The sequence below is a fragment of the Aeromonas sp. ZOR0001 genome, from assembly GCF_000801015.1.
Lineage (GTDB): Bacteria > Pseudomonadota > Gammaproteobacteria > Enterobacterales > Aeromonadaceae > Aeromonas > Aeromonas veronii.
In genome coordinates, this window is the sequence record NZ_JRJY01000080.1 from 53018 (window position 1) to 78249 (window position 25232).

Annotated in this window: 27 protein-coding genes; 20 read left to right on the forward strand and 7 right to left on the reverse strand. The window is 60.5% G+C overall.

The annotated features are described in order from the left end of the window. Positions 1-2 precede the first annotated feature (2 nt). From L972_RS10075 to L972_RS10095, 5 genes are all read left to right on the forward strand, one after another. Positions 3-401: a hypothetical protein gene (locus L972_RS10075; RefSeq protein WP_005335058.1), complete on the forward strand. Its 399-nt coding sequence runs from the start codon at positions 3-5 to the stop codon at positions 399-401. Positions 402-411: 10 nt separating this feature from the next. Further along, on the forward strand, positions 412-768 hold the full coding sequence (gene frdD / locus L972_RS10080) for a fumarate reductase subunit FrdD (protein WP_005335059.1): 357 nt from the start codon (positions 412-414) through the stop codon (positions 766-768). A 252-nt stretch (positions 769-1020) separates the two neighbouring features. Continuing rightward, on the forward strand, positions 1021-1749 hold the full coding sequence (locus L972_RS10085) for a nucleoside recognition domain-containing protein (RefSeq protein WP_005335061.1): 729 nt from the start codon (positions 1021-1023) through the stop codon (positions 1747-1749). Continuing rightward, positions 1746-2213 (forward strand): YjiG family protein, encoded by a 468-nt coding sequence (locus L972_RS10090; RefSeq protein ID WP_005335063.1) that lies wholly within the window; start codon positions 1746-1748, stop codon positions 2211-2213. Before L972_RS10085 ends, L972_RS10090 begins: the two co-directional genes overlap by 4 nt. A gap of 25 nt (positions 2214-2238) precedes the next feature. Continuing rightward, positions 2239-3363: a M20 family metallopeptidase gene (locus tag L972_RS10095; protein ID WP_047437970.1), complete on the forward strand. Its 1125-nt coding sequence runs from the start codon at positions 2239-2241 to the stop codon at positions 3361-3363. An 88-nt stretch (positions 3364-3451) separates the two neighbouring features. Here L972_RS10095 and L972_RS10100 read toward each other — a convergent pair whose 3' ends face one another. From L972_RS10100 to L972_RS10110, 3 genes are all read right to left on the reverse strand, one after another. Further along, positions 3452-4237 (reverse strand): substrate-binding periplasmic protein, encoded by a 786-nt coding sequence (locus tag L972_RS10100; protein ID WP_047437972.1) that lies wholly within the window; start codon positions 4235-4237, stop codon positions 3452-3454. Positions 4238-4292: 55 nt separating this feature from the next. After that, the gene (locus L972_RS10105) at positions 4293-5519 is read right to left on the reverse strand and encodes a winged helix-turn-helix domain-containing protein (RefSeq protein ID WP_047437974.1); all 1227 of its coding nucleotides are present in this window, start codon (positions 5517-5519) and stop codon (positions 4293-4295) included. Between the two features lie 107 nt (positions 5520-5626). Beyond that, the gene (locus L972_RS10110; RefSeq protein ID WP_047437975.1) at positions 5627-6220 is read right to left on the reverse strand and encodes a TetR/AcrR family transcriptional regulator; all 594 of its coding nucleotides are present in this window, start codon (positions 6218-6220) and stop codon (positions 5627-5629) included. Between the two features lie 107 nt (positions 6221-6327). Here L972_RS10110 and L972_RS10115 point away from each other — a divergent pair, with 107 nt between their 5' ends. Together L972_RS10115 and L972_RS10120 are read left to right on the forward strand one after the other, a co-directional pair. Continuing rightward, entirely contained in the window at positions 6328-7251 is a 924-nt protein-coding gene (locus L972_RS10115; RefSeq protein ID WP_047437976.1) for an ABC transporter six-transmembrane domain-containing protein, read from the forward strand. Positions 7252-7279: 28 nt separating this feature from the next. Continuing rightward, on the forward strand, positions 7280-8668 hold the full coding sequence (locus tag L972_RS10120; protein ID WP_047437978.1) for an NAD(P)/FAD-dependent oxidoreductase: 1389 nt from the start codon (positions 7280-7282) through the stop codon (positions 8666-8668). A gap of 31 nt (positions 8669-8699) precedes the next feature. On the opposite strand, the gene L972_RS10125 is transcribed toward L972_RS10120, so the two are convergent. Then, positions 8700-9347 (reverse strand): class I SAM-dependent methyltransferase, encoded by a 648-nt coding sequence (locus tag L972_RS10125; RefSeq protein WP_047437980.1) that lies wholly within the window; start codon positions 9345-9347, stop codon positions 8700-8702. A 144-nt stretch (positions 9348-9491) separates the two neighbouring features. Between L972_RS10125 and L972_RS10130 the strand changes: the two genes are divergently transcribed. The 7 genes from L972_RS10130 to L972_RS10160 all read left to right on the forward strand — a co-directional run bounded on the left by L972_RS10130 (position 9492) and on the right by L972_RS10160 (position 16105). Further along, positions 9492-10166 (forward strand): thermostable hemolysin, encoded by a 675-nt coding sequence (locus L972_RS10130; RefSeq protein ID WP_047437982.1) that lies wholly within the window; start codon positions 9492-9494, stop codon positions 10164-10166. Then, positions 10163-11659, forward strand: a complete 1497-nt coding sequence (locus tag L972_RS10135; RefSeq protein ID WP_047437984.1) for an AMP-dependent synthetase/ligase — start codon at positions 10163-10165, stop codon at positions 11657-11659. The genes L972_RS10130 and L972_RS10135 overlap by 4 nt, the downstream gene beginning before the upstream one ends. Beyond that, positions 11656-12309, forward strand: coding sequence for a TenA family transcriptional regulator (locus L972_RS10140; RefSeq protein WP_047437991.1), 654 nt, complete (start codon positions 11656-11658; stop codon positions 12307-12309). Before L972_RS10135 ends, L972_RS10140 begins: the two co-directional genes overlap by 4 nt. Before the next feature lie 42 nt (positions 12310-12351). Next, positions 12352-13221 (forward strand): SDR family oxidoreductase, encoded by an 870-nt coding sequence (locus tag L972_RS10145; RefSeq protein ID WP_042082681.1) that lies wholly within the window; start codon positions 12352-12354, stop codon positions 13219-13221. Between the two features lies 1 nt (position 13222). Continuing rightward, positions 13223-13855, forward strand: coding sequence for a tetratricopeptide repeat protein (locus tag L972_RS10150; protein WP_047437994.1), 633 nt, complete (start codon positions 13223-13225; stop codon positions 13853-13855). Positions 13856-13985: 130 nt separating this feature from the next. Next, entirely contained in the window at positions 13986-14672 is a 687-nt protein-coding gene (locus L972_RS10155) for a response regulator (protein ID WP_005335091.1), read from the forward strand. Continuing rightward, positions 14669-16105 carry an ATP-binding protein gene (locus tag L972_RS10160; RefSeq protein ID WP_047437995.1) on the forward strand — a complete coding sequence of 479 codons (1437 nt, stop codon included), beginning with the start codon at positions 14669-14671 and terminating at the stop codon, positions 16103-16105. The genes L972_RS10155 and L972_RS10160 overlap by 4 nt, the downstream gene beginning before the upstream one ends. A gap of 38 nt (positions 16106-16143) precedes the next feature. Here L972_RS10160 and rloA3 read toward each other — a convergent pair whose 3' ends face one another. Then, positions 16144-16638, reverse strand: a complete 495-nt coding sequence (rloA3, locus tag L972_RS10165) for a retropepsin-like aspartic peptidase RloA3 (protein ID WP_081990717.1) — start codon at positions 16636-16638, stop codon at positions 16144-16146. A gap of 381 nt (positions 16639-17019) precedes the next feature. Here rloA3 and L972_RS10170 point away from each other — a divergent pair, with 381 nt between their 5' ends. From L972_RS10170 to L972_RS10190, 5 genes are all read left to right on the forward strand, one after another. Next, complete coding sequence (locus tag L972_RS10170; RefSeq protein WP_005348017.1) at positions 17020-18063, forward strand: GMP reductase; 1044 nt, start codon at positions 17020-17022, stop codon at positions 18061-18063. 96 nt (positions 18064-18159) lie between these two features. Beyond that, positions 18160-19356 carry an elongation factor P maturation arginine rhamnosyltransferase EarP gene (gene earP / locus L972_RS10175; protein WP_047437997.1) on the forward strand — a complete coding sequence of 399 codons (1197 nt, stop codon included), beginning with the start codon at positions 18160-18162 and terminating at the stop codon, positions 19354-19356. Positions 19357-19401: 45 nt separating this feature from the next. Then, entirely contained in the window at positions 19402-19968 is a 567-nt protein-coding gene (efp, locus tag L972_RS10180; RefSeq protein WP_005362323.1) for an elongation factor P, read from the forward strand. 134 nt (positions 19969-20102) lie between these two features. Next, positions 20103-20867 (forward strand): DUF3530 family protein, encoded by a 765-nt coding sequence (locus tag L972_RS10185; RefSeq protein WP_047437999.1) that lies wholly within the window; start codon positions 20103-20105, stop codon positions 20865-20867. A gap of 143 nt (positions 20868-21010) precedes the next feature. Then, the gene (locus tag L972_RS10190) at positions 21011-21967 is read left to right on the forward strand and encodes a D-2-hydroxyacid dehydrogenase (protein WP_047438001.1); all 957 of its coding nucleotides are present in this window, start codon (positions 21011-21013) and stop codon (positions 21965-21967) included. Positions 21968-22063: 96 nt separating this feature from the next. Here the strand turns inward: L972_RS10190 and L972_RS10195 are convergent, their stop codons facing one another. Both L972_RS10195 and L972_RS10200 read right to left on the reverse strand, forming a co-directional pair. Further along, on the reverse strand, positions 22064-22546 hold the full coding sequence (locus L972_RS10195) for a YMGG-like glycine zipper-containing protein (RefSeq protein ID WP_047438004.1): 483 nt from the start codon (positions 22544-22546) through the stop codon (positions 22064-22066). A gap of 247 nt (positions 22547-22793) precedes the next feature. Further along, positions 22794-24344 carry a sensor domain-containing diguanylate cyclase gene (locus L972_RS10200; RefSeq protein WP_052200045.1) on the reverse strand — a complete coding sequence of 517 codons (1551 nt, stop codon included), beginning with the start codon at positions 24342-24344 and terminating at the stop codon, positions 22794-22796. A 248-nt stretch (positions 24345-24592) separates the two neighbouring features. Here L972_RS10200 and L972_RS10205 point away from each other — a divergent pair, with 248 nt between their 5' ends. Next, a complete protein-coding gene (locus tag L972_RS10205) occupies positions 24593-25195 on the forward strand; it encodes a nitroreductase family protein (RefSeq protein WP_047438005.1) in 603 nt (200 codons plus the stop codon). Positions 25196-25232 lie beyond the last annotated feature (37 nt).

The window sequence follows — 25232 nt, forward strand, 5'->3', positions numbered from 1 at the left end:
CCATGAACAACACTGATAGCAAACGTAAACCTTACGTCCGCGAAATGAAGAAAGACTGGTGGCTGAAGAACGCCTTCTACACCGGTTACATGATCCGTGAAGGCACCAGTATCTTCGTCTCCATCTACGCCGTTGTGCTGATGTGGGGCCTGATGCGCCTGGTTCAGGGTCAGGAAGCGTTCAACGGCTGGCTGGAATCCCTGCAAAGCCCGATCGCCATCCTGTTCCATGTCGTCGCTCTGGCGGCGTGCCTGTTCCATGCCAAAACCTGGTTCGCCCTGGCGCCGAAAGCCATGCGTATCTTCCGTGGTGAAGACCTGGTACCGGAGAAGCCGATCGTTCTCGCCCAGTATGTGGCGCTGGCGGTGGTGTCCCTGCTTGTCCTGATCATCGTGGCCTGAGGAGAAAACAATGAGACGTTCTGACGAACCAATTTACTGGGGTCTGTTTGGTGCGGGTGGCATGGTCGTTGCCATGCTGCTGCCGGTCATTGTCCTCATCACCGGTCTGCTGGTGCCCATGGGCATCATGGACGTGGAAACCATGAGCTATGACCGCGTGCACGCGTTCGCCAGCTCCTGGTGGGGTGCCTGCATCCTGCTGGTGATCATCGCCCTGCCAGTCTGGCACGGTATGCACCGTATCTACCACGGTCTGCACGATCTGGGGATCCACACCACCAAGCTGCACCACTATGTGTTCTATGGCTTTGCCTTCCTGGTATCTGCCATTAGTGTCGGCCTGCTGATGGTACTGGTACTCCAGTAATCACATCTGACTGATTGACCAAACCGGGCCAAGTGCCCGGTTTTTTATTGCCCCGCTATCCCGCCCCTGCTTTTTATTCACTCAAACAATTCGATAAAAACCAGATTATCGTCCAATCATATGGCGATCACAGTCACATAACCCCAATACATTCGTCATTTGCAGCAAACCATTTTGACCACCATCAATTTAGTGACACTTATATCAACTATAATTATTCAGATTAAATAATTATTCATATGGAGCTAGCTAATGACAGACAAAACACGCTCGGTGAGCATAGGCAGTTACCTGGCACTGGCCTTCGCCGTGGTCTTCTTCTCCGGACTGTTGCAATCCGGCGAGTGGTACGGGGTATTCGATTTCACCACGCTGAACGGTTCGTTCGGTACCATGGTCCAGAGCGTCAGCGAGAATGGTGACGGCATCAAGACCGCCATGACCGACATGCGCGGCAAGGGGGGCAACGGGGCGCGAGACGGCTTTCTGTTCGCCCTGACCCTGATCCCCACCGTGATGTTTGCCCTCGGTATGATCAATGTGCTGGAACACTACGGCGCGCTGGAAGCGGCCCGCAAGTTGCTGACCCCGCTGCTGCGTCCACTGATGGGGATCCCGGGCAATACAGGTCTGGCACTGATCGCCTCCCTGCAGAGCACAGATGCCGGTGCCGCCATGACCCGCCAGCTCAAGGATGAAGGGCTCATCACCAAGCGTGAAACCGACGTGTTCACCATGTTCCAGTTCTCCGCTGGTGCCACCATCGTCAACTTCTTCTCCTCCGGCGCCGTGCTGTTCACCCTGACGCTGGCAGATGGCAGCCCTGCGGTCAGCTCCTCCATCGGTCTGGCTGTCATCGTGATGTTCGCCTTCAAATTTGTCGGGGCCAACCTGTTCCGGGTCTACCTCAATATGAGCGAAGGCAAGCAGACCGATAACAACACCCAGCAGACCCTCAACACTCAGGAGCAAGCCAAATGAGCCAGGCCAACATCAAGAAACCCATCGTCACCGATATCTTCGTCGAAGGGGCCAAGAAGGGCTGGGTCATCGCCACCACCTCCACCGTACCCAACGTACTGATGGCCTTCGTCATCATCAAGGCGCTGCAGATCACCGGCGCGCTGGATGCCATGGGCGCCATCTTCTCCCCTGTCATGGCCATCTTCGGGTTGCCCGGTGAAGCGGCAGCCGTGCTGATCGGCGCCTGGATGTCGATGGGCGGTGCAGTCGGTGTGGTCATCACCCTGTTCGATCAGGGGATCCTCAACGGCACCCACATCGCCATTCTGGCGCCAGCCATCTACCTGATGGGCTCCCAGGTGCAGTACATGGGCCGCATCCTCGGCTGTATCGGCACCGAAGGGCGTTACATCCCCATCATGGTCGCCATCTCGGTACTCAACGCCTTCGGCGCCATGCTGGTGATGAACATCCTTCTCTGACCCGAACCTGATAGTGGAGCAAGCAATGACTTTTTCTCTGGATCAATACCTGACCGAACTGGCCCCGCTGATCAATCTGGATTGCGGATCCCTGCACCAGCCGGGCATTGCGGCAGTGGCCGACCTGATGGCCGCCAAATATGAGGCGATGGGCGGCTGGCAGATCAAGCGGGTCGACTGTGGCGCAGCCGGTGTGGGACTGGAGATCCGCAACCAGCCTGATGCGGCGCAGATCGATGTAATGCTGATCGGCCATATGGATACCGTCTTCCCCCTCGGCACCGCCGCCGCCCGCCCGATGAGCATCGATGGTGAGCGCGCTTACGGCCCCGGTGTCTCCGACATGAAATCCGGCCTGCTCAACATCGTCTATGCCCTGCGTGAACTGCCCCGCGAGGTGCGCGATCGCCTGAGCATCTGCGTCTGCATGAACCCGGACGAGGAGATCGGCTCCCTGCACTCCAGCGACTGGCTGGCAGCGGTGGCCAAACAGGCAAAACAGGTGCTGGTGGCCGAAGCGGCCCGCGCCGATGGCTCGCTGGTCAAGGCGCGCAAGGGGATGGCCCGTTATCGCATCGACTTCACCGGCAAGGCGGCTCACGCGGGCAACGAACCGCAGAAAGGGCGCAGCGCCATCACCGAGCTGGGCCACTGGATCCTCGCCATCAACGCCCTGACCAACTTCGAGAGCGGCACCACCCTCAACATCGGCATTGTCGAGGGGGGCAATGGCGCCAACATAGTGCCGGCCCATGCCAGCGCCGTGGTGGACGTCCGCTTCTGGGACAATCAGGAGTACCACCAGATCGACGATCATCTGCTGACCCTGGCCGAGCGGCCCCATCTGGACGGCGTCACCATCCAGCTGACCCGCGAGGCCCACAAACCGGCCATGGTGCCGTCAGAGGGCACTCAGGCACTGATGCAGCTGGTGGAGGAGTGCGGCGCCGAACTGGGGCTGCCCATTCGCTGGCAAGAGGTAGGGGGCGGCTCCGATGCCAACCTCACTGCCGCCCTCGGCATTCCCACTCTGGATGGTCTGGGCCCCATCGGTGCCGGTTTCCACAGTGACGAGGAGTATCTGGATCTGGCCAGCATTGCCCCGCGCATCGACCTGCTGGTGAAGGTACTGACCCGTCTGGCGGCCTGACAGCCTCTAACGTAAAAAAGGGCCAGCCGGTTTGCACCGGCTGGCCCTCTGTTTATCTGCTCCCCAGAATGACAGCACCCCTTCGCTATTACTCCATTGGTGGCAAGAAGCGGCGCATCACCTCATCCGTATGCCCCCCTTCCTGAAACGCCACCAGCGACTGATTGAGGATATTCACCAGCTGGTGGGCGCGGGGGGAGCCCTTGCTCACCAGCAGATAGAATCCCTTGCGGCTGGGCAGGGCGAGATTGAGCAACCCGCTCTCGCTGCGGTAAATGCCAAGGCTGATGCCTGCCACCAGAGGTTCGATTTCGCTTGGCAGAAAGTCGCAGCGATCCCGCTCCAGCATATCGAGCGCCTGCTGCAACTGTTTGACCCGGCGTGGCTCCTGCGCAAGCCCGTAGGGGGTGTAGTTGTAGCCAATCACCCCGCACACCCGGGAACGATTGACCGTCTGCAGATCTGGCGGTTCGGGGTAGCGGCGCTTGAGATAGAAGAAACCGAGGTGGGTGTAGTAGAGGGGAACGCTGTAGAAGGCAAACTCGGCCCGCTCCGGCTTGTAGCTGGCATCCCAGGTCAGCTCGCACAGACCATTCTGGCGATAATCCGCCAGCTCCTGCTGCACCCGCGCCCAGGGCAGATAGCGGATCTGGTGCGAGAGCCCGCTCTGTTGCAATGCATCGAGCACCAGCGTCGTCGCCGAACCTGTCAGGCGGCTGGTATCGGGCACCCCATCCTTACGCTCCCAGTAGGTAAAGGGGGCCCACTCGTTACCCTCCCCCAGACAGATCTTCACTGGTGGCTCTTGCCCCCATAGCGCGTGGGACAAGATGGCCATCGCCAATCCCGCCCACCATGTTGTCGCTCGTGTCATCTCCCGCTCCCGAACTGTTTATCCCTCTTGCAGCTTAGCCCAGAAGGGATTTTGCTCACTTTGCAGGGGCGCTTTCATGCCACAACGTCAGCAAATTGGCCGGAATGGCACCATAACGGAGCTGCGGGGTCTGGTGCCAGTCAGCCAGCTTTTGCAGGGCTTTCGCCAGATCCTGTGCAAGCGTGCGGGTCACTCTCACACCAGCTTCCAGATAGAGGCTCTTGATCTCGAAGATCCCCTGCTGGCGATGGGCCTTGGCATCCATCCTGCCCACCAGCTTGCCACGATGCAGCAAGGGCAACACGAAGTAGCCATACTGGCGCTTGGGGGCCGGGGTATAGCACTCGATGCGATAGTCAAAGTTGAACAGTTCACTGGCCCGTTTGCGATCCCACACCAGCGGGTCAAACGGCGACAAGGCCGTGGTATGGGTTGCCTTGAGGGTGCCCGCCTGTGCCCTTGCCAGCTCATCGGCCAGTGAGGCGTGCACAAAAGCGCCGTGCTGCCACCCCTCCACCCATACCGGCAACAGCTCCCCTTCGTCCGCCAGCTGATGGAGCAGGTCATCGTATTTGCCGCGCCGCAGCCGGTAGTAGTCCGCAACCCAACCGGTTTTGACCAGCCCCAGCGCCCGGCAGCTGGCGCGCACCATATCCCGCTGCGCCTGCTCGAAGCTCGGCAGATCCCGCTCGTCACGCCACTCGGGGATGACCCGCTCGGCCAGGTCATAGACCCGCTGAAAGTTGCGTCGCTCCCGCACCATCAGCTGACCTGTGGTAAAGAGCACCTCCAGATGACGTTTCTCCGGCTTCCAGTCCCACCAGCCGTTCCCCTTGCCGGTTGTGCGTTCAAAGTCAGCCGCCCGCACCGGGCCATGCTGACGAATACGCTCGATTAGCTGGCCAATCTCCTGCTGATGGGTAGCGAGCCAGTTGGCCGAAAACTTCCACCCCATGGCGGCAGGGTCGAGCATCCGGTGGCGCAGCAGCCGGTAATCCTCGCGGGGCACAAAGCAGGCCTCGTGGGCCCAATATTCGAAGATCTCGCCGTCAGCCAGCAGTTGCTCCAGCCAACGCGGTTCGTACTGGCCAAGGCGGCTAAAGAGCACCAGATAGGGGCTGCGCGCCACCACCGAGATGGTATCGATCTGCAGCAGCGCCATGCGGCGGATGGTGGCCAGCAGATCAGCCGGTGTCGCCTTGCTGCGACAGGGGGCGAGCAGCCCTTGCGCCGCCAGTTGCAGATGACGGGCATCTTGCAGTGACAAATGGGTAATCGACATCAACAACCGCTCCCTGGTATCTGACCATCGCGCGCCCGGCGGATGGCCAACAAAACCGGGGGAGGTACCACGCTGACATGCCTCCCCTCCCTTGTGTGCCTGCGCCGCTATGAGTGAGCCGGGGGCAAGACCAGCTGATTGACCACCAGCATGATCTCTTGATAAGTGGCCTCGACCGTCTCGGGGGTCGGCTCCAGAATAAGGTCATCGGCATAGCCGTTGATGAGCGAGGTGATCTGGCGCGCCAGTCGCTGGGCATCGCCCGCCACAAACTCGCCGCTGTCGATCCCCTTTTGCAGGATCTGCTCCAGCACCTCGCGCCACGCCAGAATGATTTTGCGGTAGCTCTCGGCAAACACAGGGTCGCGCAGCGACTCGTTCCAGGCATCCAGATAGATGGCCCAGGAGGCATCCTGACTGGTCGGCAGGTTGTCCCGCACAAAGAGCGGCAACGCTTCGCGGGCCGGCAGCGGCAACAGCCACTCCCGCTGCTCGGCGATCTCCTGATAGGTGAAACGCTCCACGGCGCAGAGGCAGAGCTCCTTCCAATCCTTGAAGTAGTGGTAGACGTGGCTGCGCGCCAGACCGGTGCGCTCGGCAATATCACGGGTTGACGATGCCGCCATCCCCTTCTCTCGAAACAGGGCCAATACGGCCTCGATGATCATCTCTTTGCGCTGTTCTGCTGATGGGCGTGCCATCTGACCTCCTGCGATATCCATCGTTCTGCTTGACTTTGAGCAGTCGCTCAAACAAACTTTGAGCACTCGCTCAAACTTAGCGTTTCCGACATCTTAGGAGATAACCCATGACAACACCAACCACTTCGGCAGCCAGTTGCGACGAGCAGGCTACGCCGTTGCCACACTCGGCCGGTCGTTCGCTGGGGGCGATTGCGCGGGCCAATCCCCTCAAGCTGGCGGGCACCTTCTCGCTGGTGGCCCTCGAAAACATCCTGCTGGTGGTCTACCCCCTGTTCGCCGGCTTTGCCATTGACGCCATCGTCAAGGGCCAGTGGTGGCAGGCCTCGAGCTACGCCCTCATCGTGCTGCTGTTCTGGCTGATCGGCGCCCTGCGCCGGGCGGTCGATACCCGCACCTTTACCCATATCTATGCGGCACTGGCGGTGCCGGTGATCCTGACCCAGCGCCAGCAGCAGGAGGGGCAATCCACCATAGTGGCGCGGGTCACCCTGGCGCGGGAGTTTGTCGACTTCTTCGAGAAACATATCCCGATCCTGGCCACCAGCCTGATCTCCATCGTCGGGGCGGCCGTGATGCTGATGGTGATCGAGTTCTGGGTCGGCATCGCCTGCATGGGGGTATTGCTGCTGTTCGGCCTGCTGCTGCCCGGCTTTTCGCGCAAGAACCAGCTGCTGCACGAGCGGCTCAACGATCGGCTGGAACACGAGGTCAAGCTGGTCACCCATGCCCAGCCAGCCAGCCTCGCCCGCCACTACCGCGCGCTGGCCTGGCTCCGTATCCGGATTTCGGATCGGGAGGCGCTCGCTTTTCTGGCGGTCGGCATCAGCGCCTCCCTGCTGTTCCTGCTGGCCATCACCATGCTGATGGCCCAACCCCAGGTCTCGGCAGGCCATGTCTATGCTGTGATGACCTACCTCTGGAACTTTGTCACCAGCCTGGATGAGGGGCCCGGTCTTGCCGATCAGCTGGCCCGGCTGAGAGACATAGGCCGCCGGGTCAACACCGCCCAACCCGATGAAATGATTTGATATTTTGTATCTGTAACCGGAGTAGAAGATGAATCCGACCACCCTCTGCCAACGAGCGTTGACCATGTGTATCAGCTGTTTTTTCCTCGCCGCCTGCGGCCCCAAAATGAGCGACTTTGAGCCCAACACCAGCTACTGGTTCAAGGAGAAACCAGCAGAGGAGAGTGCCCCGCTGGCACAAGATCTGAAGGTGGATATCGCCATCATAGGTGGCGGCTACAGCGGCCTCTCCAGCGCCTGGCATCTGGCCAAGGCCAATCCGTCGCTCAAGATTGCCATCTTCGAGGCCAAACAGGTCGGCAGCGGCGCCTCGGGCCGCAATGGCGGCATGGTGCTGCCGGGTTCCGAGGTGATGGACCTCTATGAAGAGGGGGAAGCGAGCAAGCGCCACTATGATCTGACGGTCGCCAGCATGCACAAGCTGCAAGCACTGGTTGAATCGACCGGCATCGATGCCGATATGAGGCTCGATGGTTATGTGGAGGCGATCCTCGATGAGGAGGATATTCCCGAGTACCGCGACTATGTAAAAACCGCCAATCGCCTCGGCATCCCGCTGCAATACTGGAACGCCGACACCACCGAAGAGAAACTCGGCACCGACCGCTATGTGGGGGCCGTCTACGACCCCAATGGCGGTCAGGTACACGCCATGAAGCTGGTTAACGCCCTGCACAAGGCGGTGGAGCAGGCGGGCGTCACCATCTATGAACAGAGCCCGGTGCTGGGGATCAAAGAGGGGAAGCAGATCGAACTGAACGTGGCCGACAAGTACAAGGTGACCGCCGACAGCATAGTGCTGGCGACCAACGGCTACACCTCAAAACTTGGCTACTTCAGCGGCCGGGTCTTTCCGGTACACGCCCAGAGCGCCGTGACCGAACCGCTTACCCGGGACCAGCTCAACGCCATCCAGTGGCAGAGCCGGATGCCCTTTTATGACACCCGCAACATCCTGTTTCATCTGGTATTGACCCCGGACAACCGGATCGTCATCGGCGGTGGCAATGCCGAGTACGTCTTCAACGATGGCCTCAACTACAAGGGAGACCTCAACCGGGTCAGCGCCATGATGATGAAAGAGCTGGTGACACTCTATCCGGCCCTCAAGGGGATCAAGTTTGAACAGGTGTGGGACGGGGTACTCGGCATGACCGGCGACAGCACCGAAGCAGTGGGGGTGATGGGGGATCACAAGAACATCTACTACGCCCTCGGCTACAACGGCCATGGCATCAACCTCTCCTTCCTGTTTGGCGACATCGTGGCCAGCCTCTATCAGGGCAAGGAGCACCCCTGGTTCAACCACGCCGAGCAGACGCTGCCGATGTGGCTACCGCCGGAGCCGTTCAAGTCAATCGGCGTCAAGTCAGCCCTGATGTACTACCAGTGGCAAGACAAGGGCTACGACCAGTAACCCACCAACGAGCAACAGAAAAAGGCACGCCTCAGGGCGTGCCTTTCTGCAATACCGCCACATCGGCATGAGGCAACTCAAGCTCGGCCTGCCAGCGAGCAGCCAGCACCCGAAACGACGCCTCGGCAAAGAAGACGATATGGGTAGGATCGTGGCGGTAACGCCAGTTCTTGAACCGCTCGTCACCGAGCACCCGCTGGGTCTGCAGCACCAGCAGGCCGCCGGGCTTGAGGCAATCCCACAACTGCGCCAGCACCGTGCGCGGCTCGGCAATATGCTCGATCACCTCGGTACTGGTGATGAAGTCGTACTGGTGCTCCAACAATTCGGGAAAATCGGCATAGAACTTATCATATCCAACCATGTCGTAACCCGCCTCACGCCCCATCGCCACCAGCGCCGGCCCCGGGCCACAGCCAAAATCGAGGCCACTTGCAGGAGTTGGCACCCGACTCAGTACCTCACCAAAGGCCCGCATCAGAAAGGTGCGATAACGGGGATCATCCACCCGATTGTCGTGACCGTCATAGACCGCCTTCTCCGCCGCCTCATCCAGATGATCCGCCTCATCCAGCCAGACCAGCTCGCACGCGAGGCAGCGATGATAGCGCTTGCCCGCCACCGGCAGGGGATAACTGCGATGGCTGGCACACAGGGGGCAGCTGACGGTGGATGACATGACGGTTCCTCTTGGTGGCTTCCTGTTGGATAACAGCGGCGCAGATTGCCTGCCCGCTGCCTCGCTGACAACTTTTTTTGCTCCTTAAGGGTTTCTTAAGTTTGCCCTTTAACTCTCAAACCATCGCAAGAGAAGGAGTCACCCATGACCATCGAGATCCAGGCCCCCTACCGATTGCTGCTAGCCAAGTCCCCGCAGCAGGTCATGGCACTGCAAACCTATATCCAGGCCGCCTACACCATCGAGTTCAACGCCCGCATCCCCCATTTCCTCCCCTGTCTGCTGGGGCTCTATCGGGCGGACGGGACGCTGGTCGGTGCCTGTGGTCTCAATCATGCCAGTGAGGGGGCTCTCTATCTGGAACAGTATCTGGAGCAACCCATCGAGGCCGCCATCAACACCCGCCTAGGAGTCTATCCGGCACGCAACCGCATTATCGAAGTGGGCAATCTGGCCTGCAGCGAACCGGGCAATGCCCGCCTGATGTTCGCGGCCCTGTGTCGTCTGCTATGTGAAAACGCCCTCGACTACGTGGTCTTTACCGGCACCGCCAAGCTGCGCAACAGCTTTGCCCGCCTGCAACTCAATCCGGTGGAGCTGGCCCCCGCACAGGCCCATCAGGTGGGGGCCGACGCCGATGCCTGGGGTGAGTACTACCGTTGCCAACCCAAGGTGATGGTGGGCGACATCAATCAGGGGCGCGAGGTGCTGGCCCAGCGCAGCCTGCTGCTCAATCTGCTGGCCCCCATGCCTACCCTGTTTGACGATGCCGGCAAGAGCAGTGATAACCAGCCCCATCAAAAAAGGTGCGCCCAATGAGCCTGTTCGACGCCATCGCCAAACATGCCCACGAGGCTCCGCAATCCCCTGCGCTGCTGAGCAGCCTGCAGCGTCTCGATTACCAGACCCTGTGGCAACAGATCCAGCGTCTGGCCAGCCAGCTGCAACAGCTCGACATCAGCCGTCTGGCGCTGCAACTGGACAACGGCCTGCCCTGGGCGCTGCTGGATCTCGCCTGCACCCGCGCCGGTATCGTGGTGATCCCGGTACCTCACTTCTTCAGTCAGGCCCAGCAGGCCTGGTTGCTGGAGAGCAGTGGCGCCGATGCGCTGGTGGGCCCACATCATCAGGGGTGGCATGCCGCCGAACCGCTCTCGCTAATCACCGGCGAGCTGCCGCTCTGGCGCCATACCCCGGCCAATCGACCAGCGCTGCCCAAGGGCACCGCCAAGATCACCTACACCTCCGGCACCACGGGCCAGCCCAAGGGCGTCTGCCTGTCACTGACCCAGATGATGGCGGTGAGCCATGCGCTGGCCGAGCGGGTCGCGCCAGCCAAGGTGGAAAAACACCTCACCCTGCTGCCGCTGGCGACCCTGCTTGAGAACATCACCGGCCTCTATGTGCCGCTGCTGACCGGCGCATGCAGCCGCATTCCATCCCTCGGGGAGCTCGGTTTCACCGGATCCAGTTCGCTCAATGCAGCCATGCTGGGGGAGGCGCTGCTACGCTGGTCGACCCACAGTCTGGTGCTGGTGCCCGAACTGCTGCGCCTGCTGCTGGCGCTCTGCACCAGCACACCGACGCTGGCCCAGCAGCTCAAGAGCCTGCGCTTTATTGCCGTCGGTGGTGGCAAGGTAGCACCCGACCTGATCAAACATGCCCGCCAGCTCGGCCTGCCGGTATACGAAGGGTATGGCCTCTCGGAGTGCGGCTCCGTGGTGGCGCTCAACAGCCCGGATGCTGACAAGCCCGGCAGCGTCGGCCGCCCCCTGCCCCACTGTCAGGTCACCATCGCCAGCGACGGCGAAATTATGGTGATCGGCAGTGCCATGCTGGGTTATCTCGGCAGCAACGAACCAACTCCCGAACAGATTGCCACTGGCGAACCTTCTGCCATGCAGATCGCCACAGGCGATCTGGGTCATCTGGATGATGAGGGCTACCTCCATATCACCGGGCGCAAGAAGAATGTCCAGATCACCGCCTTTGGCCGCAACTTCTCCCCCGAGTGGGTGGAAGCCGAGGCCCAGCTCTGCCCCGCCATCGCCCGCATCGTGGTTTTTGGCGATGGTCAGCCTGCCAACGTGGCGCTGATCCAGCCCCTGCCGGGCAAAGAGGCGGATCTGCCACGCCAGATCGCCGATCTGAACCAGCGGCTGCCCGATTACGCCCGCCTGCACTACTGGTTGCCGGTGGCACTCGACCAGCATCCCGGCCTGCTGACCGCCAACGGGCGCCCCCGTCGCAACGAGATTTACCAACACTTTTCCCGGCAAATCAGCCAATGCCTTACAGGAGAATCGTCATGAGCTTCTATCAGACTCTGCAACAAGCCACAGCCCAGGAGCGTGAGCATCTGTTCAACGCCCCCATCATCGAAGCCTGCCGCCGTGGTGATATCAGCCGTGACACCTATCTCGCCTTTCTGGCGCAGGCTTACTACCACGTGCGCCACACAGTTCCGCTCCTGATGGCCACCGGCGGCAAGCTGGGTCAGGAGTACGAGTGGGTGCGTGGCGCCATTGCCGAGTACATCGACGAGGAGTATGGCCATCAGGAGTGGATCCTCAACGATATCCGCGCCTGTGGCGGTGATGCCGAGACGGTGCGCCACGGCCAGCCCGGGCTGCCCATCGAGCTGATGGTCGCCTTCCTCTATGACCAGATCCAGCGCGGCAACCCCATGGGCTTCTTCGGCATGGTGCAGGTACTGGAAGGCACCAGTGTGGCCATCGCCCTCACCGTCGCCGACCAGCTGAAAAAGGGCCTCGGCCTGCCACCCCAGGCGATGAGTTACCTGAGCTCCCATGGCGCCCTGGATCAGGAACACCTCAAGTTCTTTGAATCCCTGATGGATCGGGTCGAGAGTCCGGCGGATCAGGCCGCCATCATCCACGGGGCCAAGGTGGTCTACCGCCTCTATGGCGAGATGCTCTACAACCTCACCGCCACACCGTAAGTCGGCAGCGGATCAGCAGACAGCAAAAAGGGAATCCATACCATGAACCTTGAAGGGAAACTCGTGCTGCTCACCGGCGCCAGCGGTGGCATAGGTGAAGAGCTGGCGCAGGAGCTGGCGGCCCAGGGGGCACACCTGCTGCTGCACGGTCGTCGCGGCCCGGCACTGGAGCGGCTGTGCAAGTCACTGCCTCATCCCGAGCGCCATCAGGTGGTGCTCGCCGACCTCGGCTCTGCGCAGGAGCGGGCCAAGCTGTTGCAACACCCGGCGCTGGAGGACGGGATCGACATCCTGATCAACAACGCTGGTTGCAACCAGTTTGCCTGGCTGGAAGATCAGAGCTTCGAGCAGGTGGAGCGCCAACTGCTGCTCAATATCGAGGCGCCCATCCAGCTCACCCGTGCCCTGCTGCCAACCATGCGCAAGCCGGGGATCATCATGAACATGGGGTCGAGCCTGGGCAGCATCGGCTACCCCGGTTACAGCGTCTACTGCGCCAGCAAATTTGCCCTGCGCGGCTTTAGCGAAGCGCTGGGACGTGAGCTGGAGGGGAGCGGCATCAAGGTGCTGCACTTTGCCCCCCGCGCCACCCGCACCAAACTCAATTCCGAAGCGGCTTACGAGATGAATGCAGCGCTCGGCACCCAGACCGACAGCCCGCAGGAGGTGGCCGAAGAGGCGGTCATCGCCCTGTGCAACGAAACCCGCCGCAGCTGGCTCGGCTGGCCGGAAAAACTGTTCGTGCGGCTCAATGCCCTGCTGCCCGGCATCGTCGACAAGGCGCTGGCCAGACAGCTGCCGATCATCAAACGTTATGCCCGTCATCTTCAGCCAGGGACGGCTGATGCCGGCGCCAACAGTGCGCCACAACCAGACTTGTCCCGCCCGATCCCGACCAAGAAGGAGCATTAATATGAACTTTTTCCGTCAATCAGTGACCTCTTGTGCCATCGCCATCCTGCTGGGGTCCTCCTCGGTCATGGCCGCGGGTGATGCCCTCGTCCCCATCCAGCAACAGTGGGCCGTCTGCCAGTATCAACAGACCGGCAAGACGAAAGAGAGCTGCCTCGAAACCCTGAGCACCCAGGCCGAAGCGGCCAGCGCCAAGGAGCCCTTTCGCGCCGATCTGCTGATCTGGTCGGCCATCGTCAAGAGCACCTGGGCTGGCGCCAAGGGCGGGCTGGGAGCGCTGGGGCTGGTGAAAGAGGCCAAGGCCAAGCTGGAGCTGGCGCTCAAGCAGGATCCCAAAGCGCTGGACGGCTCTGCCTACACCAGTCTGGGCTCCCTCTACTATCAGGTGCCCGGCTGGCCGGTCGGCTTTGGCGATGACGAAAAGGCAGAACAGCTGCTCAAGCAGGCGCTGACCATCAATCCGGATGGCATCGACCCCAACTTCTTCTATGGCGACTTCCTGCTGGATCAGGGTCGCAAGGCCGAGGCCAAAACCTACCTCGACAAGGCGCTGGCCGCCCCGGCCCGCCCGGGTCGCGAAGTGGCCGACGAAGGGCGCAGAATGGAGATCCGCGATCGGCTGGCCAAGCTATAAAACCCTGATGGATCAAAGAACTATTTAAACTCTGCCCACCAGCTTGCATACTGGTGGGTAGGGTTGTTTATGCCACGGCATGCCCTGGCGCTGAGCCAGATCGCCACACCCAACAAACAGGGAGAAAAGAATGCGGATCCTGCTGGTGGAAGATGATGTGATGCTGGGGGATGGCATGCAGGATGCACTGCGCCATAGCGGCTACACGGTGGACTGGCTGCAACAGGGGTTGCCCGCTCTGGCAGCCCTCAAGAGCGACGAATTCGCCGCCCTGATCCTCGATCTCAACCTGCCCGACATCGATGGCCTCAGCCTGCTGCGCAAGTTGCGGCGTGAAGGACACCAGCTGCCAGTGCTGATCCTCACCGCCCGCGATGCGCTGGACGATCGGGTGGTCGGCCTCGATGCCGGCTCCGACGACTACATGGTCAAGCCCTTCGCCCTGCAGGAGCTCAACGCCCGCCTGCGCGCCCTGGTTCGTCGCAGCAAGGGGCAGGCTCAGGCGGTGCTGGAGTATGGTGATATCCTTATCTATCCCGAATCCCAGCAGGTCACCTATCAGGGGGAGGCGGTCAAACTCACCCCCCACGAATACAAGTTGCTGCAGGAGCTGATCAGCCAGAGCGGCCGGGTGCTGAGCAAGGACCAGCTGCAACAGAGCCTCTACGGCTGGGATGAAGGGGCCGAGAGCAACGCGGTAGAGGTGCATATCCACCATCTGCGCAAGAAGTTCTACAGCGACCTCATCCGCAATATTCGCGGGGTCGGTTACATCATTCCCCAGCTCGAACAGCCAAGCCGGACACCCGCACGATGAAACGCCCCCGCTCCATTCGCCGCTTTCTGCTCACCGGTATCCTGACGCTGGTGAGTCTGAGTCTCACCATCAGCGCCTTTATCGGCTACATGGAGGCGAGCCACGAAATGGAGGAGCTGTTTGATGCCCGCCTCGCCCAGTCGGCGCGCATCACCAACCAGCTGCTGGCCCGCTATATGGCCCAGCAGGGGCAGTTGCCCGCCAACGGCACCGTCTATCAGGAGTGGGAGGCGCAAAATCCCGATGAGTGGCAAAAAGACCCCAGCCTCAACCTGACCGGCGAGGATCGGGAGATCACCCCCTACGGCCACGAGTTCGAACGCAATCTCTACTTCCAGCTGCTCGATGAAAATGGCCACCTGCTGCTGCGTGCCCCCAGCGCCCCGGATCAGCCGCTGGTCACCCTGGCCATCGGCTTTGACACGGTCGAAAAAGATAATCACCAGTGGCGCACCTTCACTCTCTACAACCAGCAGGAGCAGACCTGGCTGGTGGTGGCCGAGCGGGACGACGAGCGCAGCGAACTGGCCAGCAAGATGGCCACCCTCACCATGCTGCCGCTGCTGATCACCCTGCCCCTCCTGCTGGCCCTGCTCTGGTGGCTCATCACCCGCGGGCTAGCCCCCCTGCGTCAGCTGGCCCAGGCCATCAGTGAACGTCACCCCGCCAACCTGAGCCCGCTCAGCCTCAAGATAAGCGCTCAGGAGCTGACCCCCCTCACCAACGAGATCAACCGGCTGATGCAGGCGCTGGCGGAGACCATAGAGCGGGAGAAGCAGTTCACCAACGAGGCGGCCCACGAGCTGCGCACCCCGCTGGCGGTGCTGCGGATCCACAGTGAAAATGCCCTGGCTGCCGAAGATGAAGTGAGCCGCCAGCAATCCCTACACAAGATGCTGCAAGCCCTAGACCGCAGCGATCGGCTGATCCGCCAACTGCTGACCCAGGCCCGTATCGACAACCAACAGGGGCTGGTATTGACCGAGCTGGAGGTGGGCCACCTGCTGCAAGGCACCCTGGCAACGCTTGCTCCCATTGCCCTCAAGAAGGAGCAGCAGCTGTCGCTGGAGTGTGAATTGCCACTGCTGGTGATGGGGCAGGCCACCCTGCTCGACCTGCTGTTCAGTAATCTCATCGATAATGCGCTGCGCTACACCCAGCCGGAGGGCGAGATCAGGGTGCGGGTTCAGCGAGAGGGCAACCGGGTAAGGGTGGATGTAAGTGACAACGGCCCCGGCATTCCCGCCAGCGCCTTGCCCCGGCTGTATGAACGCTTCTTTCGGGTCAATCCCCAGCAGGGGGATGGCGTGGGTCTCGGCATGGCGATTGTCTCGCGCATTGCCCAGCTGCACGGCGCCGACCTCGATGTCCACAACCGGCCGGAAGGGGGGCTGGAGGTGAGCGTGTTACTCCCGCTCCCGCCGGCAAGATAAGCGATAAGTAAAGAGCCCGCGATGCGGGCTCTTTACTTTCAATGACAATCTGGCTGCACGGTAAAGGTTCGACTGGAGTCCACTGGGCCCAGCTCCGCCAGCAGGCGGCGGCCAAGCAGCACCGGATAGATCATCTTGCTGCGATCCCGCAGGGTAAACCACTCCTCATACACCTTGTCCCCCAGACAGATGGACATGGTCACCGTTGGCCGCTGCTCCATGCCGCCCGCTCCGCGCACCGTCACGCTGCGCTCGACCCGCCGCTCGAACTGCTGCTTGACCAGCTTGCCGCTGTCGGCATCAGTTACCACCAGCATGAAGCGCACCCAGGGCTTGCCATCCCGTTTGAATCTGGTGATGGAGCGTGCATCGAGGGAAGAGGTGAGCGCCCCGGTGTCGAGTTTCATCTTTACCGCCACGCCGGTGGGCAAAATAAGTCCCTTCTCGATCCAGCCATAGCTGGTCGGGGTCTCTGCCAGCGCACTGCCACACAGTGCCAGCATCAGGGTGATCCCCACCATCATCTTGCCCATTTTACTGCCCTGCCTTGTCAATCCTGCGCCCAGATCTACCACAGTCCCATTGTGGGTCAATCCGATTTATTTCAGCTACTTGGATAATATCTGGCGGGTCAGGAGAGAGACGACAAAGAGTGGCCGAACGGCGGCTCAAGCGGGCGGGAATATCGAAGGAGAGCAAGGCACCGAACGGTGCTGGATGAAACTGGTGGTTAACCTCAGGTTGTGACGCCAAAGGCTACCACAAGGATTTACAAATTATCAGTCTTGTTCTGAAGGGATTTTTGCCTACACTGTTGTAAACCGGAGGGCCTGAAAACCACCGGTTTTTTTGCGCCTGCCGAAAATTTGCCACTGCAAAAGTGACTTTCAACAAGGCTCAATAAGGAATTTGTAATGCGTATCGAAGAAGACTTGAAGCTCGGTTTCAAGGATGTCCTGTTCCGCCCCAAGCGCTCTACTCTCAAGAGCCGTTCCCAAGTAAGCCTGACCCGTCAGTTCACCTTCAAACACACTCAGACCCAATGGCAAGGCGTACCCGTTATCGCCGCCAACATGGATACCGTCGGCAGCTTCGCCATGGCGCGCACGCTGGCCGGTTTCGAGATGATGACCGCGGTACACAAGCACTACAGCCTTGAGCAGTGGCAAGCTTTCGTCAACGAGACCGACCCGGCGCTGCTGGGCCATGTGATGGTCTCCACCGGCACCTCGGCTGAAGATTTCGCCAAGACCCGCCAGATCCTCGCCATGTCCGAAGCGCTGCGTTTCATCTGTGTCGACGTGGCCAACGGCTACTCCGAACACTTCGTCGAGTTCGTGCGCAAAATTCGTGAAGCCTGCCCCAACCACGTCATTCTGGCGGGCAACGTGGTGACCGGCGAGATGGTCGAAGAGCTGATCCTCTCCGGCGCCGACATCGTCAAGGTTGGCATCGGCCCGGGCTCTGTCTGCACCACTCGCGTCAAGACCGGCGTCGGCTATCCGCAACTCTCCGCCATCATCGAGTGTGCCGATGCGGCCCACGGCCTCGGCGGCCAGATCGTCGGTGACGGCGGCTGTACCTGCCCGGGCGACGTCGCCAAAGCGTTCGGTGGCGGTGCCGACTTTGTCATGCTGGGCGGCATGCTGGCAGCCCACGAGGAGTGCGGTGGCGAGATCGTCGATGTAGACGGCGAACCCTTCATGAAGTTCTACGGCATGAGCTCCTCCAGCGCCATGGACAAACATGCCGGCGGCGTCGCGGAATACCGCGCCTCCGAGGGTAAAACCGTACTGCTGCCCTACCGCGGCCCGGTCGAGAACGCCGTGCGCGACATTCTGGGCGGCGTGCGCTCCACCTGTACCTACGTGGGTGCCAGCCAGCTGAAAGAGCTCACCAAGCGCACCACCTTTATCCGGGTACGCGAGCAAGAGAACAACGTCTACGGCAAGGAGTAACCTGCCACAGACCGCCGTCACACGCTGACGGTTAGAAGCCAGTCAACCGGTGTGCTACCCTGCGCACCGGTTTTTTTGCATCTGGGATCCCGAGCCATGACAACTCCCCTGCCCCCGTTTGACTGGGACATCTTCTGTTGCGTCGTCGACAACTTCGGTGACATCGGCGTCACCTGGCGACTCGCCCGCCAGCTAAAACGGGAGGGGAATATTGCGGCACCTAGCAATGAGGTTCAGGTGCGGCTCTGGGTGGACGATCTGACAAGCTTTGCCCGCATCTGTCCGGGTCTCGACCCGGCGCAGGATGGCCAGTGGGTCGATGGCATCTATATCCAGCACTGGCATGAGTCCCTGCCGACCGACATGACACCGGCCAGGGTGGTGATCGAAGCCTTTGCCTGCGAACTGCCCACCCCCTTCATAGAACTGATGGCGAGCCAACCCAGCCCCCCATGCTGGATCAATCTGGAGTACCTCTCGGCGGAGAGCTGGGTAGAGGATTGCCACGGCCTCGCCTCGCCCCAGCGGGTTGGCAATAAAAGCCTCAACAAATACTTCTTCTTCCCGGGCTTTACCGCTAAAACCGGCGGCCTTTTGTGCGAACGCGACCTCATCGCCGAACGGGAGCAGTGGCAGCAAGATGATGCGGGACTGGCAGCCTACTGGGCCAGTCTCGATTTGCCGCCAAAACAAGAGCACGAGCTGCGGGTCAGCCTCTTTACCTACGAGAGCGATGCGCTGAAGAGCCTGGTCGAGAGCTGGTGCCAGAGCGCCACGCCCGTCACCCTGCTGCTGCCGCTGGGGCGCTCTCTCAACGATGTGCTCACCGGTGCCGGTCTGACTGATGCCATCCCTGCGGCCAAAGCGGGGGATCTGCTCCACTCGGGCAACCTCACCATCAAGCTGCTGCCGATGACCGATCAGGCCGGTTACGATCGACTGCTCTGGAGCTGCGATCTCAATCTGGTGCGTGGGGAGGACTCCTTCGTACGGGCCCAGTGGGCGGCTCGTCCTTTCCTCTGGCACATCTACCAACAGGAGGAGGAGGCCCATCTGGTCAAGCTGGAGCAGTTCCTTGACCACTACTTATCCGATCTACCCGCCGAGTGCGGCCAATGGCTGCGCCGCTTTAATCTGGCTCTCAACCGTGGTGAAGATTGCCGCGAACTTTGGGCCCAATGGCCCCGATATAGCGCCATTTGGCAGCAACATGGGCGAAGCTGGTCACAGAAGTTGCTCCGGGATGGGGATCTCGTCACACGGTTGGTGAAATTTTTAGAAAGCCGTATATAATCTGGCAGTTTTTATCCGTCCGTTTCACGAACAGGAATTTTTTACATGAAAACCGCACAGGAAATCCGCGCTGGTAACGTAGTCATGATCGGCACCGAGCCGATGGTGGTTCAGAAGGCTGAATTCAACAAATCCGGCCGTAACTCCGCCGTGGTCAAAATGAAGCTGAAGGGCCTGCTGAACGGCAGCGCTACCGAGACCGTCTTCAAGGCCGACGACAAGCTGGACGTAGTTCAGCTGGAACGTAAAGAGTGCACCTACTCCTACTTCTCCGATCCCCTGTATGTCTTTATGGACACCGAGTACAACCAGTACGACGTAGAGAAAGACAACCTGGGTGACGTGCTGAACTACTTGGTAGACGGCATGGAAGACATCTGCGAAGTGACTTTCTACAACGAGAAAGCCATCTCCGTAGAACTGCCGACCACCATCGTGCGCGAAGTTGAGTACACCGAGCCGGCTGCCCGTGGCGACACCTCCGGTAAAGTGACCAAGCCTGCCCGTCTGAAAGGCACTACCTACGAGCTGGCTGTTGCCGCTTTCGTAGAGATCGGTGACAAGATCGAAATCGATACCCGCACCGGCGAATTCAAGCGTCGCGTCAACTAATTGACCGCTTTGAATTGATTGCAAAAAAGCGAGCCAACGGCTCGCTTTTTTATTGCCTCCGAGTTGCCATCACACCGCCCGCCTTCAGAAAATCCCGCCGCCGCCGCTAACCCAGATAACCGGGGGAGCACACTATGGCCAGATTATCCTTATCACTGCTGTTATTGACCTTGCTGGCTGGCCATGGGGCAGAGGCGAGCGAGGTTGCGCCCCCCGTTGCCGAGCCAATGCCCCTCGACCATTGGCAAGCCAGCGACTGGAAAGGGCTACCCGATGCCACCCAGATCGACAAGCAGACGGTGCTGTTCGCCAAACACGACAGTGAAAACTATCTGGGGCTCGCCATTTTACTGCCCGACTGGCAGCGCAGCGGCCAGCTCTGGCAACTGACTCGCGCTCTCGGCCGACTGGGCTTTGATACCCTGCTGCTGCTGCCCTCCCCCCAGCAGACAGAACTGGACCCAGCCGCCGAGAAAAAAGCGAAAAACAGCGATGAGTTTCGCAAGCAGTTTGCCGAGCGGATCAGCAAGCTGGCCGATGCCAAGCTGCAGGAGGGGGGCTTCAAGCTGATCCTGGCGCAAGGTACCGGCGCCGCCTGGACTGCCAACCTCATCGCCAGCGAACAGTTGCCCGCCCCCGACGCGCTGGTGCTGCTCGATGGCTTCTTCCCCAACCAGCAGAGCAACCAGACCCTGGCCAAACAGGTGGCTCAGGCGGCCATCCCCACCCTGGACCTCTATCAGGAGGATGGCGGTCGCTGGCCCCTGCTGGCGGCCGAAGCACGCCGGACCGAGAGCCGACGCAGCCACAAGCTCAACTATCGTCCTTACGCCCTGATGGAACTGGAGGAGACACCCACCCGCATTCAGGGCTGGCTCAACCATCTGGGCTGGCTCTAAACCGGCCACTAGCGTGGCGCAATAAAGCGCTCAAGCTCACATCTGCCGGATAAAGCCCAGCCATGACACAGCGGCAGGCTGGCCCTGACTGCATCCTCTTTGGCATCATGGCCTCTCAAACCTGAACAATGGCAGGAAGGCTCATGCAGCAGATTGTGTTTCTCGACAGCGATACCCTGGATGCGGGCATCACCCTGCATCACCCCGACTTCCCCCACCACTGGCAGAGCTATCCAAGTACTACCCCGGAACAGGTGGTGGAACGGCTCAAAGATGCCAGCATCGCTATCATCAACAAGGTACGGATCGGCGCCGCCGAACTGGCCCTGCTGCCAGAGCTCAAACTCATCGCCCTGGCCGCCACCGGCAGCGACAACGTGGATCTGGAAGCGTGCCGCGCCGCCAACGTCGGGGTGTGCAATATCCGCAACTACTCGGGCCCCTCGGTGCCGGAGCACGCCATGGCGCTGATGCTGGCCCTGTCGCGCAACCTCTTCTGCTGGCGCCAGTCGCTGCTGGAGGGGCGCTGGCAACAGAGCGGCCAGTTCTGCTTCTTCGACCACAACATCATGGATCTGCACGGCAAGCAGCTTGGCATCATCGGCAAAGGGACGCTCGGACAGGCGCTCGGCGAGCGGGCCAAAGGGATGGGGATGACAGTGCGTTACGCCCAGAGCCAGGTCGGCGCCAGTCACGACGAGGACCGCTTACCCCTCGACGAGTTGCTGCAAAGTTCGGATGTGATCAGCCTGCACTGCCCGCTCACTCCCTACACCCGCAACCTGATTGGCGAGCGGGAGCTGGATCTGATGAAACCGGGCGCCCTGCTGATCAACGTCGGCCGTGGCGGGCTGGTGGATGAGGAGGCGCTGCTGCAAGCGCTGGCCAACGGCCGCCTCGGTGGCGCCGGTTTCGATGTGGCGAGCGTCGAACCCCCGCCTCCCGACCACCCCTTGATGAAAGCGCTGCAATACCCCCACTTCATTCTGACCCCTCATGTAGCTTGGGCCAGCGAAGAGTCGATGCAGCGTCTCGCCGATCAGCTGATCGACAACATCAACGCCTTTGCCGCCGGTCGCCGCCAGCACCGGCTGGTGTAACCGCACGAGCGAGTCACCGCAAAATCGAGTGACCACACCATGCAAAACGGGACCAACAGGCCCCGTTTTGCATCTTCCGCACTCACTGCACACGCATCAATCGTCGTCATGCCATCTGTGCTTCTTATGCTTTTTGTACTTCTTGTGGTGCTTGTGATGGTGATGATCATCGTCATCATCGTAATAGCGATCCTTGCTCTTGTGGCCATCGCCGGTCTTGGCACCGATGGCCGAACCGCTCGCCCCGCCGACCCCGGCGCCGATCAGCTGCCCGGTATCACCACCGACACTCTTGCCGATGGCTGCACCGCCCAGCGCCCCCACCGCGCCGCCAAGGGCCGCTTCATTCTTGTTGCCCTTGTTGGCCGTCGCAGCCCCACCGGCAGCACCGCCCAACGCCGCTCCCACCAGCGCACCGGTATCGCCACCCAGCTCCTTGCCGATCATGGTGCCCGCCACACCACCTGCGCCACCACCCAGAATGGTATTAAGGGTCTCGGAAGCATGCACGGTCGTGCTGCCAGCCAGCAAGGCGCCCAGCAGTGCCAGTGCGCGAAGAGCACGCGAATTCATCTCCATGGGTACTCCTGTCAAACCTGATTAATATTCAGCGGCACTATACAAAGCGCCACGGGGTTCGCCAGCCAGCAGAAATGAGGGATGCGACAGTCAATGGCCGCACGGCCACCGCCCAGAATGGAAGAGTAAAATCAAGCAATTGAATTTAAAGATTAAAATCACCAAAAAGCCAAACTATTACGGCAGAGTGACCCACAATCTGGTTGTCGTGTCCCGGCACAGACCCGCCGCGCTGGGACAAAAGCTGTCAGTCAGCAGCCTCATCCGCCAGATGCCAGCAGTCCCGGCCAGCCTCCTTGCTACGATAAAGGGCTGCATCAGCACGCTCGAAGATGGGGTCGGCAACGGGTGAATGGCAGGCGCCGCCGATACTCAAGGTGACCTGTCCCTTGTGCTCACGCCACTGTTGATGTCGCACCACGTCCAGCAGACAATTGAGCTTCTCCGCCAACTCATCCTGCGGCTGTTGCAGCAGAGCGGCAAACTCATCGCCACCAATCCGGTAAACCGTGCTCACCCCCAGCACATCAGCAAGGCAATTGGCCACCCGACACAGCACCTGATCGCCGAAGGCATGACCCCGACTGTCATTGAGTCCTTTGAAGTGATCAATATCAAACAGCAGCAGCCAGAAGCGCTCCCCCCTCAGCTCCAGCGCGCTCTTGTGCTGCTCGAAGGCTCGCCGGTTCATGATACCGGTCAGAGGGTCCCGCAACAGCGCATCCTGCCCCTTGAGGAAGCTGGCCCTGACCTGATCGATCTCGTTCAGGCTGCGTCGCACAAACCAGGTATTGGCCTTGGTGATGGGGGGAGAACTCTCCAGATTGCGCACGATACCGGTCAGTGAACCCGACACCAGCGCCTGCTCCTGGCGGAAGATCCGCACCAGCAGACTCAGCGTACAACACCAGATGGCAAACAGGGAGATCAATGGTAAAACCACCATCTGCAGCGCCTCATAGAGGCTGTTGCGAAACAGCACGGGCGGCAGATAGATATTGAGATCCCAGCCAATATCCGCCAGCTCGCGCTTAAGGAAAGTGCCATGACACAACACATCCAGACCGAGCCACTGCTGGCCCTGATGCTGCTCGATGGGGTAATCTGCCAGCAGATCCATATTGCTGCCCACCACCAGCTGGCCGCTGTCGCGCAAGGTAAGATAGAGTGCGGCCTGATTGCCGCCAACCGCCCGCTGTAGCGCCTGCTGCAGCGAGTCGAATGACATGTCGACCATCAGCAGCCCCAGCAGTTGCCCCTGATCGTCCCGCACCCGTTTAATCAGGCTGAGTATCAGTTCATTGGTATTGTATTCAGGGTAGGGGCCAAACCAGACGAGCTCGTCGCCCGGCATGGTGGTCACCTGATACCAGGGTCGCAGCGCCGCCTGATAACCGGGGGGCGGTAGCCAGTCCGGGTAGCTGTCGATACGATCCGCGTTCAGGTTGTAAAAGTAGATGTAGTGGTTGCCTGGTTTGATCTTGTGCGCAATGGCCCAGATGGGGGAGTCGGCCAGCCCGCCGCGAGCGATCTTCTCCTTGTCGAGCGAGGCCTCCAGCACCGCCAGTTGCCGCTCATTGACCTTCACCATCTCGTGGATCAGAGACGCTTCAACGGAGGATGCCATGTGGCCGAAGCCGGATACCGTCATGTCGATATCCCTCAGATAGCTGGCAATAGCCATGATGATCGTCACTATCAGGATCATCAAACCAATCAATGCAGAGAGGGGGACCAGCACATAGTAGCGTTTATTGAGATACGAACGGCTCACATCACATCCGAACCAAGAAAACATACGGGGATTGTGGGAGAGAAAGGAGAGTGAATCATTGATTAATATCACTTTCGCGCCCCTTAAATGACATTTCCAACATTAACGAAACGTCAGGGTTCGCAAACGAATATCAACTGACAGGAAAAACGCTAGTTACCCCGGGTTAACCCCGCTCTGCATCGCGGGTGTTATAGTCTATACCTGATTCGGCAGGCGCTGGACAAACCGTCCATCACCGGCTGCAACGCCAAGCAGAACAAGGAGATGTTATGAGCAGTCCGTTTATCGAACAGATCAAAGCACGTCGTACCATCTATGCCCTGGGCGACCAGGTGTCCCACACGCCGGAGCGGCTGACGGCCCTGATCCAGGATGCCATCAGACACAGCCCTTCCTCCTTCAACTCCCAGAGCTCCCGTGCCGTCATCCTGTTTGGCGCCCAGCACCACAAGCTGTGGGATATCGTCAAAGCCGAGCTGAAAAAGATTGTGCCGCCGGAGGCCTACGCCCAGAGTGAGGCCAAGGTAGATGGCAGCTTCCGCGCAGGCTTTGGTACCGTGCTGTTCTTCGAAGACACCGATGTCATCAAGGATCTGCAGCAAAAATTTGCCCTCTACGCAGACAACTTCCCCATCTGGTCGGAACATGCCACCGGCATCGCCCAGTTTGCGGTCTGGACAACGCTGGCGCAGGAGAAAGTCGGTGCCTCCCTGCAGCACTACAACCCGCTGATCGACGAGGCGGTACGCAAGGAGTGGAACCTGCCCGCCAGCTGGCTGCTGCGTGCCCAGATGCCCTTTGGCAGTATCAAGCAACCGGCCGGTGACAAAACCTTTATCGACGATGCCACCCGTTTCCGCGTTTTCAAATAACCGTTGAGAAAGCAAAACGCCCCCGCATCTCGGGGGC